Source organism: Microbacterium sp. Se63.02b (assembly GCF_014171575.1).
Lineage (GTDB): Bacteria > Actinomycetota > Actinomycetes > Actinomycetales > Microbacteriaceae > Microbacterium.
The window spans coordinates 1315247-1326111 of record NZ_CP050453.1 but is presented as its reverse complement, the minus strand read 5'-3'; the positions used below and the strand labels follow the sequence as shown (position 1 = coordinate 1326111).

Below are 10865 nucleotides of genomic sequence, written 5' to 3'. Positions count from 1 at the left end.
GCTCCTAGCCTCGGAGGCTCGTCGGGATGAGCAGTCCGTTGGTGGTGACCTCGAACTCCACGCCGGCGCCGTACAGGGTGCTGGTGGACTCCGCGAACGGCATCACCTCGAGGTTACCGATCGCCGAGGCCTGTGCCGCCGTCCAGGCGTCGCAGCTCTCTTCGCCGGCAAGCTGCTGCGCCTCGGCCGTGAGGTCGAAGAACTCCTGGTTCGTGTTGTACGTCCAGTTGCCGCCGTTCGGGGGGAAGTCCCCGGCGAGGATGCCGGCCCAGGTCGAGGGCAGCGTGGTGGAGATCGGGGCCCAGATGAGGTCCCAGTCGCCGCCCTGGAAGATGACGTCGGTGTACGACGACGACGGGCTGGGCGTGACCTCGACGCCGATCTCGGCCAGCTGCTGCTGGATGAGCTCGATGCCGGCGACGACCGACTGCGCCTCGGTGGAGGGATAGACGAAGCTCAGGGCGAGCTTCGCACCGTCCTTCTCGCGCACGCCGTCGGCGCCGACCGTCCAGCCGGCCTCGTCGAGCGATGCGGCCGCGGCATCGGCGTCGAAGCCGATGAGCGAGGTCGTGGCATCGGCCCCGACGCACACCGCGGTGAACGAGGAGACGAGCGAGGTCATCAGTTCGCCGCGGCCACCCGTGGAGACCGAGGCGACCTCATCGCGGTCGATTCCGCCGGCGATGCCCTCCCGCACGAGCAGGTCGTTGGTGGGACGCCCCTCTGCCTGGTTGAAGAACATCAGACCGGGTCGCGCCGGCACGTCGATCGTGAACAGGTCGCCGCTCTCGAGCCGGTCGCGATCGGTGCCGCCGACCTCGGCGACGTTGATCTCGGACGACAGGAGCATGTTGGCGCGGGTCGGCTCGGTGTCGACGACTTCGAGCTCGACCGTCTTCGGCAGGCCTTCCGTCTCGCTGGTCACGTCGCCGGGACCCCAGGTGTAGTCGTCGCGCAGGGCGAGCGTGTAGGTCTGACCGGGCGAGGAGTCCTCGAGCGTGTAGATGCCCGTGCCGACGGGGTGGCGTCGAGCGACGCGGGGTCGTCGACGCCGGCCGCGCACACGACAGGCATCTGGCCGATGTTGCTGAGCAGGAAGCTCTGCGGCTGCGCGCTGGTGAACGTCACGGTGCGCGAGGCGTCGTCGGCCTCGACCGTCAGGCCCTCGCCGGGGAAGTAGACGCCCGCGTACGGTGAGGCCGTCTCAGGATCGGCGGCGTAGTCGAACGAGGCCTTCACGTCGGACGCCGTGAGATCGGAGCCGTCCGTGCAGACGATGCCGTCCTTCAGAACGAACGAGACCTCGGTCGTCGACTCGGTCCAGCTCTCGGCGAGCAGCCCCTCGGCGTCCTTGCCGTGGGCGAAGGACATGAGCGTCTCGTACAGGTACGCCGAGACCTCCTGCCCTGCCTGGGTGGCGTTCGTGATCGGGTTGAGCGAACCGGGATCCGCGGCGATGGCGATGGTGGCCTTCTCGACCGTGCCTTCGCCTCCTCCGTCTCCCCCGCCGGCGCAGCCGGTCAGGGCGAGTGCCGTCACGCCGACGACCGCGGCTACGATGCTGCGTCTCATGGGTGTCCTCTCTTCACGGAACCCTCGGGCGGGTTCCACCTAATTGAATGTTATGAATTGCTCTTTATTGCCTCGTGTCGGCGGTGTTTCGAGATTGTTACCGGTCACGAATGGTCGTCGACGAGGGCGGCGGCGCCCATCACCGACTTGAGCTCGAGGAACTCCTCGAACCCGTGCACCCCGCACTCCCGGCCGACACCCGACTGCTTGTACCCCCCGAAGGGAGCACCCACATCGAGCCCGGCGCCGTTGATGCCGACGGTCCCCGTCCGCATGCGCAGCGCGATGCCGAGCGCGCGTCGAGGATCGCTCGACCACACACCGCCCGACAGTCCGTACACGCTGTCGTTCGCCAGGTCGACAGCCTCATCGACCGTGGCGTAGGGAGTGATCGTGAGCACCGGACCGAAGACCTCCTCGTGGAAGATCCGCATGTCGGGCGTCACATCGGTGAAGATCGTGGGCTGCACGTACGCGCCACCGGCCGTCGGTTCGACGATATCGAGGCCGCCGGTGAGCACGCGCGCGCCCTCGTCGATCGCGGTGGCGATGTGCGCGCGCACGCGCTCGCGCTGCAGCTCCGAGGCGAGGGGACCCGTCGCGGTGACCTCGACGCGCGGGTCACCGGGCGCCCAGCCGGCCGCGACCTCGACGACGGCCCGCTGCCACGCCTCCTGCATACCCGCCGGCACCAGAACCCTGGTCTGCGCGGCGCAGGTCTGCCCGGCATTCGCGAAGCACGAGGCCAGCACACCGCGCACCGACTCCTCGAGGGGCGCGTCGTCGAGGACGATCGCCGCGGACTTGCCGCCGAGCTCGAGGGCGACCTTCTTGATGGTCGCGGCGGCCGCGCGCGCCACATGCTCGCCCACCTGCCGCGAACCGGTGAAGGTCACCATGTCGACGCCGGGGTGCGCCACCAGCGGTGCGCCGACACCGGCGCCGTCGCCGTGCACGATGTTGACGACGCCGGCCGGGAGTCCGATCTCGCGGAGGATGTCGCCGACGATCGCGGCGTTGAGCGGCGCGGCCTCGCTCGGCTTGAGCACCACGGTGCATCCGGCGAGGACGGCCGCGCCGACCTTGAGCATGATCTGGTGCAGCGGGAAGTTCCACGGGGTGATCGCAGCGACCACGCCCACCGGCTCCGACACGACGAGGGAGTTCGAGACCGCCGCACGCTCGACATGAGCGCGGGCGGCCTCGATCAGGAGGAGAGATCGGCGATCGCCACCCCCACCTGGGCGGAACGCGCGAACGCGATCGGCGAGCCCATCTCGGCGCTCAACGTCTCAGCGAGCAGCTCCCGGTGGCGCGCCAACCCCTCGGCGAGCGCCTGGACGTGAGCGATGCGCTGCGACATCGGCGTCGTGGACCAGCTGCCGAACGCCTCCGCGGCCGCGGCCACCGCCCGATCGACGTCGGCGGGACCTCCTGCGACGACGGCGCCGATCACGGTGCCGTCGGCCGGGCTGACGACATCGATGGAGGCCTGCCCTGCGGCGTCCTCCCTGATGCCGGCGATGTCGTGCCCGATGACCATGTCAGACCCCGGCCCTCTGCACCAGGTGCGCGTCGGGTGCGAGAGGCGCCGGACGCGGCACACCCTCGTGGATGAGGTGCCACGGCGAGGGGAACTCCCCCACCGGGACGTCGATCAGGATCGGCTCGTTGGCCGGCACGGCATCCGCGAGCACCCCGGCCAGCTCCTGCGGGGTGTACGCCCGCGCGGAGCGGATCCCGAACGCGTCGGCGAGCTTGCCGTAGTCGGGGTTGGTGAGATCGCTCGCGAAGTACCGCGCGCCGTAGCGGTTCTTCTGGATGCGGCGCACGTTGCCGTAGAAGCCGTCGTGGAAGACGATCGTCACGAGCCCGAGACCGTACCGCTTGGCCGTGGACAGCTCCTGAAGCGTCCACGAGAACCCGCCGTCGCCGTTCACCGAGACCACCGCCCGCGAGGGGTCGGCCGCCTTGACGCCGAGCGCGGTGGCGAAGCCGTACCCGAGGGTGCCCTGGTAGCCGGGCCCGATGTAGGTACGCGGCTGGTATGCGGGGTACGACGCACTGGCCGCGTAGCCGACCTGGGTGAACTCGCTGACGAAGACGCCGTCTTCGGGGAGCGCTCCGCGGATGGCGGCGAGGTACTCGCGCTGGGGGCGATGTCGGCGAACTGCTCGGCGATCCACGTGCGCACCCGAGCGAACTCGCTCTCGCGCGATTCGCGCGCCGGCGACCCGACCTCCGCCGCGAGCGCAGCCAGGGCGAGGCGGGCGTCCGCGTGCAGGGTCTGCACCGCGGCCCTCGGTCCTTCGAGGTCGGCCGCCTCGGCGTTGACGAGGATGACGGGGGCGCCGTTCGTGTCGACCTGCGTGCCGAACGTCGAGACGAAGCGCGTGCCGACCGCGAGCACCAGGTCGGCGTCTTCGCGGAAGGCCCGGAGCGCGAGGGCGTCGAAGGCGAGGCGGTGCCTGGCGTCGATCGCACCGCGGCCGTTCTCGGTCATCAGCACCGGGGCCTCCAGCGCCTCGGCGAGCGCCTGGAGCGCGACCGACGCGTTCGCCGCGAGCACTCCGCCGCCGACGACGATCATCGGGCGCTTCGCGGCGACGAGGCGCGCGGCGGCCGCGCGGATCTGCTGCTCGTCGGGCGTCAGGGGCGCGGCGGCGACGCGCTCGGCGGCCGCGGCGCGCGACGTGGCAGCCAGCACGTCCGGCGGCACCTCGATCGCGACGGGGCGCGGTCGCCCGGTGCGCAGCTGGGTGAAGGCCTCGTGGACGAGGCCGGGGATCTCATCGGCGGACCGGGCGGTGCCCGTCCACTTCGTGAGCCGCTGCAGGATGCCGGTCTGGTCGGGGATCTCGTGCAGGGCGCCGAGACCACGGCCGATGGCCTGCGAGTCGATCTGCCCGGCGATGAGGAGCATGGGCGAGTTCGCGGAGTATCCGGTGGCGACGCCGGAGAGGGCGTTGAGGACTCCCGGTCCTGGCACGACCATCGCGACACCGACGTCTCCGGTGCTCCGTGCGTAGCCGTCGGCCATGTAGGTCGTGGCCTGCTCGTTGCGGGCGCAGAGGAAGTCGACCTTGTCGGCGCGGGCGTGGAGGGCGTCTGCGGCGGCATCGAGCTGAACGCCCGGAATACCGAAGATCCGTGAGACTCCCTGGTTGATGAGGGAGTCTGCGAGCAGATCGCCACCGGTGTGGTCGGTCATCTGTTTCCTCTCGTGAGCGGCATTGCGTGATTGACTGTATTAGATACATTCAATTATGGCAAATGGGAGAATCGCCCGGGGACACCGCCCCTGCTCGCCGCTCGCTCCTTAGGATGTGAGAGATCCGCCCCGCCCCCTCCAACCGAAGGACCCCCGTGGCAACCACCCAGGATGAAGCGCGCACCTTCCAGCGCGTCGCCCCCGCGCAGTCCGTCGCCGACCGCGTGGTCACCGAGGTCGAGGCGATGATCAAGTCCGAAGGACTCGAGCCGGGACACCGGATCGGTACGCGGCAGGAGCTGTGCGAGCAGTTCGGCGTGGCGCCGGCGACGCTGGGCGAAGCACTGCGCGTGCTGCGCGCCCGCGGCTCCGTCGATCTGCGCCCTGGACCCGGCGGTGGCATCTTCGTCGCCGACCAGTCGCCGCTGATCCGCCTGGCGCACAGCGTGCTGCGTCTGCGGCAGACGGGGGCGCCCGTGAACGACGTCATCAAGGTGCTGGATGCGCTCGACGAGGCGGTCATGCAGGACGCGGTGCACAACCGCACGGATGCCGACATCGCCGACCTCGACGCCGTGATGGCGGAGCTCACGGAGCACTGGCACGACCCGATCGAGGGTCTGCACGGCAACTGGCGACTCCACCGAAGGATCGCCGAGATCTCGCCCAACGCCGTGCTGCGCACGTTCTACCTCAACCTCGTCGACTACATCGAGGGCGAGACGGCCGGCGCCGCGAGCGAGGACGCCCTGGCCGTGCCCGGATTCCGCCAGGACACGGACGAGCGTCTGCGCATCCACGAGGCCCTCATCGCCGCGATCCGCTCCGGCGACCCGGAGGTGGGCCGCAAGGCCGTGCTCGACCACCGCACCCTCGGCCGCTGACGCGGACGCCGCGGCGCCGTCCGACGGGCGCCGCAGCGGGACTACGCGTCCCCGACCCCCACGTGCCGCCAGGCCAGCGCGGCGAGTGCGGCCGCCTGGTCGCCCAGCACGGCGTCGTCGAACTGCGCATGCGGCGAGTGGTTCATCGGGATGTCGTCGGGGTCGACGTGCGGCGGGGTCGCGCACAGGAAGAGGAACGTGCCCGGTACCTCCCTGAGCACGAATGAGAAGTCCTCGGATGCCATCCAGGGGACGTCGAGCTCTTCCACGCGGTCGTCGCCGAACGTGGTGCGCAGCACCTCCGTCGCCGCGGCCGTCTCCGGCGCCGTGTTGACCGTGACGGGGTAGCCGACGATGACCTCGACGTCGACCGTGCAGCCGTGCGCCGCGGCGATCCTCTCGATGAGCGGAGGCAGCTCTGCCTGCGCCTGGGCGATCGAGGCCTCGGACAGGGTTCGCAGGGTCGCCGCGAACCCGGCCTCCTCGGGGATCACGTTCGTGATCTCGCCCGCGTAGAGCGTCGTGACGGACAGCACCACGGGGTCGAACACATCGACGCGGCGCGTCACCCATGCCTGCAGGGCGAGCACGAGCTCTGCCACCACGGGCACCGGATCCACGGCCTGCTGCGGACGGGAGCCGTGCCCGCCTCGCCCGTGCACGCGAACCTTCAACACGTTCGCACCGGCCATGATCGTGCCCGGCTTGAGCTGGAACCGTCCGCGCTCCCCCGGGCCGACATGGATGCCGTACGCGGCCTCGACCCTGCGCCCCGAGGCCTCGAGCACACCGTCGCGGATCATGAGCGGAGCCCCGCCCCCTGCCTCCTCGCCGGGCTGGAACATGAACACCACGGACCCCGCGATGCGGTCGCGGCGCGCGGCGAGCAACCGCGCGGCACCCACGAGCCCTGCGACGTGCAGGTCGTGTCCGCACGCGTGCATCGCCCCGTTGGTCGCGGCATAGTCGAGACCGGTCTCCTCGACGATCGCGAGCGCATCCATGTCGCCGCGCAGCAGCACGGAGGGACCGTCGACGGCCCCGCGAAGGACCGCGGTGACCGAGCTCAGGTCGGTGCCGGAGGTGATCTCCAGTCCGAGACCCTCCAGTGCGTCGAGCACGGCGCGCTGGGTCTGCGGCAGGTCGAAGCCCGGCTCGGGGATGCGGTGCAGCTCCCGCCGCAGTGTCACCAGCTCCGGCAGCAACCGGGCGGCGTCATCACGCAGCGTCATGCCTTCTCCTTCTGCGATGCCCCGCCCGACACGTACACGGTGCGGCCGTCGATGAGGACCTCCCGGACGGTCGAGGCGACGTCGAGGGGGTCTCCGCTCCACAGAACCACATCGCCGTCCCTCCCCGGCTCCAGCGCGCCGACCCTGTCGTCGATGCCGGCGATGGACGCTGCGGTCGAGGTCATCGCGGCGAGCGCGGTCTGCCTCGGCAGTCCCGCCCGCACGGCGACGGCCGCCTGCATCGCGAGCAGGCCGATCGGCACGACGGGATGGTCGGTCGTGAGCGCGACGCGCACGCCGGCGGCGGCGAGCGCGGCGAGGTTCGCGGGGTCGGCCTCCCGCACCTCGACCTTCGACCTGGTCGAGAGGATCGGACCGTAGATGACCGGGATGTCGCGGGCGGCGAGGACGTCGGCGAGCTTGTGCGCCTCGGTGCCGTGGTTGAGCACGAGGCGCAGACCGAACTCCTCCGCGATGCGCAACGAGGTGGCGATGTCGTCGTGGCGGTGCGCGTGCTGCTCCCAGGTCAGGGTGCCGTCGAGCGCCTCGGTGAGCGCCTGCATGCCGAGGTTCACGGCGAACGGCGCCCTTCGGCCCTGGCCTTGTCCCGCCGCGCGCCGTAGTCCCGCGCGTCCATGAGCGCCTGCCGGATGACGAGCGCGATGCCGAGACGGGTCGACGGCAGCTGCTTGCGCTCCCCGTACGCCTGCTTGGGGTTCTCGCCGAGCGCCGACTTCATGCCGAGGGCCGCGCGGATCACCTGCTCATCGACCGAGCGGCCGCCGGCGGTCTTGATGGCCACGCTCTGTCCGCCGATCGGGTTGCCCGATCCGGGTTTGACCACGACGGCCGTGATGCCGCCGGCGAGCGCGTCGCGGAAGGCGATGTCCTCGATGTTGATCGCATCGAGAGCGCGCACTCCCGCGGTGACGGGCGACGAGACCTCGCTGCCGTCGAAGCCGGCGGGTCCGTTGGCCTCCTCGTGGGCACCGATGTGGCTGTGCGGGTCGATGAGCCCCGGCAGCACCCAGCATCCCGCGGCGTCGATCACGCGCGCGCCCGCTGGCACGACGACGTCCGCGCCGACGGCCTCGATGAGGCCGTCGATCAGCAGCACCGCGCCGCCATCGAACTCCTCGCCGAGTCCCGTGACGACCCGTCCTCCCACGATCGCGACGGCATCCGTCATGCGTCCTCCTCCTTCGTGCGGCGCTCGACGAGCTCCCGCGTCCTCGTCAGCAGATCATCGACATCCAGGCTGAGGATGCCGGCAGCGGGGTCGACCCGCACCACGATGCCGTCCTCGCACTCCGGGGGCTCGCCGCTCAGGTCGACGAGCGGGTCGTCGACCCAGACCCACGGCAGACCGTCGGCGTACCGGCGGATGTGGGCGAGCTTGTCGAACTGCACCGGAAGGAACGGCCACGGCTCCTCCGGCAGCTCGAGCGGCTCGCGGAACGCGGTGTGGGCGTTGTGCCCCCACTCCGATGCCCACACGATGTCGAAATGCGCGGCGAGGTCGTGCAGGCGCTGCGCCGCGGCGTCCGGGATCGCGACGTCGCGCACCCAGCGCCCCCACGCCGACAGGTGGTGCATCGTGACGGGCACGGTCGGCTCGCCCTCGATCACCACCACGTCGCTGATGCCGAGGACGAGCACCGGCCGGTCGCCCCGCGGCGGTCGCGCCGTGTACTTGGCCATGTCAGTCGTCCACCGCGTCGGCGAGCAGCGGCGCGTCGGGGGCTCCCTCGAAGTAGTTGCCGCCCTCGATGCGCACCAGGCGCTCCGAGTCGTCGAAGAACACGCCAACCGGATCGCCGCCCCCGGCGACGGCACGATGCTGCTTGGCCATCATGCGGCGGATCATCGCGATGCCCTGGTCGGTCGTGGTGAGGTGGTCCTCGGAATGCAGCGAGATGGCGCCCTGCGACTTCTGGGCCTCGTAGTCGCCGGGAAGCCGCTGGTGCTCCAGGTCGGTGAGCTCCTTCCACGGCTTGCCCTCGTGCGTGGAGCGGAGCTTCGCGAGGAAGTCGGGGTCGCTGTCGCGCGCGACCGTGAAGATGCGGAAGTGCGTGTCGTCCATCGGCACGACCCAGCCGATCATGTTCGTCTGGCCGGAGGCGAGCTTGGGGCTGGCGACCACGCGCAGGTTCGGGAAGATGACCTCGGTGACGCGGCGCAGCTGGCGCCCGTCGCCCAGTTCGCGCATCTGGATGCTCCGCACCCCCAGCGGCGTGTACTCGTAGCTGACCTCGGGGATCAGCGCCATCTCGGGTGTGAACTGGTTGCCGCTGAAGCGCGCGTGCAGGATCGGCACGTGGAACGGATCCATGACGTTCTCCCAGTGCTGCAGCCAGTTGAAGTCGAGCTCGGCAGGGCCGCCGCCGCCCACTCCCTGGTCGTTCACGATGAGCTGCTCGCCGTCGCCGAGCTCCTCGAGCGTGTCGTAGCGCGGAAGGACCGGCTTCTTCTCCGGCGGTCCCATGTAGGCCCAGATCAGGCCGTACTGCTCTTCGACGGGATACCACGGCTGCCGCACACGGTCGCGGTGCAGCCCGAGTTCGGGTTCGCACGGCTGCTCCAGGCAGTGACCCTCGGTGTCGAACACCCAGCCGTGATAGCAGCAGCGGATGCCCTCATCTTCGACACCGCCGTAGAACAGCGAGGCGCCGCGGTGGATGCAACGCGGATGCAGGAGACCCGCCTTGCCCTTCCTGGTGCGGAACAGCACGAGTTCCTCCCCCAGCACCCGCAGCGAGATCGGGCGCGTCGTCGCATCCTCGACCTTCGCGACCGGGTGCCAGTAGCGACGCAGCACCTCGCCGTAGGGCGTGCCTGGCCCGACCTGCGCGAGTTCGTCGAGTGGCTGCCCGAGGCGCAGCCCGTATGCGGTTCCGGTGTCCATTGGTCGCTCCGTTCGTTGGTCAGATGTCGAGGACGAGCCGGTCGCCGAGAGAGCGGGAGACGCAGATCATCATCGTCTCGTTGCTCTCCCGCTCGTCAGGGGTGAGGACCGAGTCCCGGTGCTCGGGGGCGCCATCGATGACGGCGGTCTCGCAGGTGCCGCACACGCCCTCGAGGCACGAGCTGGGCACGCCGATGCCGGCGTTCTCGAGCATCTCGAGGATGCTGCAGCCCCGGTCGACCGTCACCACGAGGTCGGAGCGGCGGGCGACGACCTCGAAGGAGTCGGCCCCCTGCGATTCACCGAAGGTCTTGGCCTGGAACCTCTCGACGTGCAGCACGCCACGCGGCCAGTCCGCGCTGAGCTGTTCGAGCGCGTCGAGCATCCGCTCGGGGCCGCAGGCGTACACGCCGGTGTCGGCCGCAGGGGCGCCGATCCATGCCGCCAGATCGAGGCGGTCGTCGGTGTCGCCGCGCACGAGCAGGGTCTCCCCGCCGGCGAGCTGCGGCGCCGAGAGGAACGCCATGCGCTCCCCCGCCGAGCCGAGGTAGGCGAGTCGCCACGGGACGCCACGCCTGGTGGCGTCGGCCAGCATCGGCAGGATCGGTGTGATGCCGATGCCGCCGGCGATGAAGACGTACTCCGCGTCCGGTGCGAGCGCGAAGTGGTTGATGGGTGCCGAGACGGTGACGAGGTCGCCGACGCGCAGGCTCTGGTGCACGTGGCGCGAACCACCACGGCTGGGGCTCTCGGCGAGGACCGCGACCCGCCACATCGTGCGGTCGTCGGGATCGGAGCACAGGGAGTACTGGCGTTCGACGCCGTTCGCGAACCGGAGATCGATGTGCGCGCCCGGTTCCCACGCCGGCAGCTCGGCGCCGTCGGGGGCATCGAGCTCGAGGGACAGCACGTCACGCGCCTCCTGGCGCATGGCGCGCACGCGCAGGGTGAAGCGCTGCTCCGGGGTTTCGACCGCTGTGTGGGGCACCGTCGCTCCGCTCCTTCCGTCGTCCCGACCGGGAGATCAATTGACAACATTCGTTATATTCAATTACGATAGT

Annotated in this window: 13 protein-coding genes; 1 reads left to right on the top strand and 12 read right to left on the bottom strand. The window is 70.5% G+C overall.

Annotated features, from left to right (window positions below):
• Window positions 1-4: 4 nt before the first annotated feature.
• The 6 genes from G4G29_RS06580 to G4G29_RS06565 form a co-directional block, all read right to left on the bottom strand.
• Complete coding sequence (locus G4G29_RS06580; RefSeq protein ID WP_274601265.1) at window positions 5-1006, bottom strand: ABC transporter substrate-binding protein; 1002 nt, start codon at window positions 1004-1006, stop codon at window positions 5-7.
• Window positions 922-1572 (bottom strand): ABC transporter substrate-binding protein, encoded by a 651-nt coding sequence (locus tag G4G29_RS23365; RefSeq protein ID WP_274601220.1) that lies wholly within the window; start codon window positions 1570-1572, stop codon window positions 922-924. Before G4G29_RS23365 ends, G4G29_RS06580 begins: the two co-directional genes overlap by 85 nt.
• A 104-nt stretch (window positions 1573-1676) precedes the next feature.
• Window positions 1677-2708 carry an aldehyde dehydrogenase family protein gene (locus G4G29_RS06575; RefSeq protein WP_210274248.1) on the bottom strand — a complete coding sequence of 344 codons (1032 nt, stop codon included), beginning with the start codon at window positions 2706-2708 and terminating at the stop codon, window positions 1677-1679.
• Between the two features lie 71 nt (window positions 2709-2779).
• Entirely contained in the window at window positions 2780-3115 is a 336-nt protein-coding gene (locus G4G29_RS23360) for an aldehyde dehydrogenase family protein (protein WP_202045589.1), read from the bottom strand.
• A gap of 1 nt (window position 3116) precedes the next feature.
• Window positions 3117-3602 (bottom strand): thiamine pyrophosphate-dependent enzyme, encoded by a 486-nt coding sequence (locus G4G29_RS06570; protein ID WP_244632657.1) that lies wholly within the window; start codon window positions 3600-3602, stop codon window positions 3117-3119.
• Window positions 3509-4783, bottom strand: coding sequence for a thiamine pyrophosphate-binding protein (locus tag G4G29_RS06565; RefSeq protein ID WP_183152228.1), 1275 nt, complete (start codon window positions 4781-4783; stop codon window positions 3509-3511). Before G4G29_RS06565 ends, G4G29_RS06570 begins: the two co-directional genes overlap by 94 nt.
• Before the next feature lie 155 nt (window positions 4784-4938).
• On the opposite strand from G4G29_RS06565, the gene G4G29_RS06560 reads away from it, so the two are divergent.
• On the top strand, window positions 4939-5667 hold the full coding sequence (locus G4G29_RS06560; protein ID WP_183152227.1) for an FCD domain-containing protein: 729 nt from the start codon (window positions 4939-4941) through the stop codon (window positions 5665-5667).
• Between the two features lie 41 nt (window positions 5668-5708).
• Here G4G29_RS06560 and G4G29_RS06555 read toward each other — a convergent pair whose 3' ends face one another.
• Genes G4G29_RS06555 through G4G29_RS06535 form a run of 6 tightly spaced genes read right to left on the bottom strand, consistent with a single transcriptional unit; the run spans window position 5709 to window position 10792 of the window.
• Window positions 5709-6899, bottom strand: a complete 1191-nt coding sequence (locus tag G4G29_RS06555; protein ID WP_183152226.1) for a M20 family metallopeptidase — start codon at window positions 6897-6899, stop codon at window positions 5709-5711.
• The gene (locus G4G29_RS23905; RefSeq protein ID WP_345941162.1) at window positions 6896-7474 is read right to left on the bottom strand and encodes an amidohydrolase family protein; all 579 of its coding nucleotides are present in this window, start codon (window positions 7472-7474) and stop codon (window positions 6896-6898) included. The genes G4G29_RS06555 and G4G29_RS23905 overlap by 4 nt, the downstream gene beginning before the upstream one ends.
• Window positions 7471-8088 (bottom strand): hypothetical protein, encoded by a 618-nt coding sequence (locus G4G29_RS23900; RefSeq protein ID WP_345941161.1) that lies wholly within the window; start codon window positions 8086-8088, stop codon window positions 7471-7473. Before G4G29_RS23900 ends, G4G29_RS23905 begins: the two co-directional genes overlap by 4 nt.
• Complete coding sequence (locus G4G29_RS06545; protein ID WP_183152225.1) at window positions 8085-8600, bottom strand: hypothetical protein; 516 nt, start codon at window positions 8598-8600, stop codon at window positions 8085-8087. Before G4G29_RS06545 ends, G4G29_RS23900 begins: the two co-directional genes overlap by 4 nt.
• A gap of 1 nt (window position 8601) precedes the next feature.
• Entirely contained in the window at window positions 8602-9804 is a 1203-nt protein-coding gene (locus tag G4G29_RS06540; protein ID WP_183152224.1) for an aromatic ring-hydroxylating dioxygenase subunit alpha, read from the bottom strand.
• A 19-nt stretch (window positions 9805-9823) separates the two neighbouring features.
• The gene (locus tag G4G29_RS06535) at window positions 9824-10792 is read right to left on the bottom strand and encodes a PDR/VanB family oxidoreductase (RefSeq protein ID WP_244632474.1); all 969 of its coding nucleotides are present in this window, start codon (window positions 10790-10792) and stop codon (window positions 9824-9826) included.
• Window positions 10793-10865 lie beyond the last annotated feature (73 nt).

Excerpts from the sequence above, each read along its gene's own strand:
- G4G29_RS06555 (WP_183152226.1), bottom strand. The coding sequence starts at position 6,899 with ATGACGCTGCGTGATGACGCCGCCCGGTTGCTGCCGGAGCTGGTGACA.
- G4G29_RS06540 (WP_183152224.1), bottom strand. The coding sequence starts at position 9,804 with ATGGACACCGGAACCGCATACGGGCTGCGCCTCGGGCAGCCACTCGAC.
- G4G29_RS06565 (WP_183152228.1), bottom strand. The coding sequence starts at position 4,783 with ATGACCGACCACACCGGTGGCGATCTGCTCGCAGACTCCCTCATCAAC.
- G4G29_RS23900 (WP_345941161.1), bottom strand. The coding sequence starts at position 8,088 with ATGACGGATGCCGTCGCGATCGTGGGAGGACGGGTCGTCACGGGACTC.
- G4G29_RS06545 (WP_183152225.1), bottom strand. The coding sequence starts at position 8,600 with ATGGCCAAGTACACGGCGCGACCGCCGCGGGGCGACCGGCCGGTGCTC.
- G4G29_RS23365 (WP_274601220.1), bottom strand. The coding sequence starts at position 1,572 with ATGAGACGCAGCATCGTAGCCGCGGTCGTCGGCGTGACGGCACTCGCC.
- G4G29_RS23360 (WP_202045589.1), bottom strand. The coding sequence starts at position 3,115 with ATGGTCATCGGGCACGACATCGCCGGCATCAGGGAGGACGCCGCAGGG.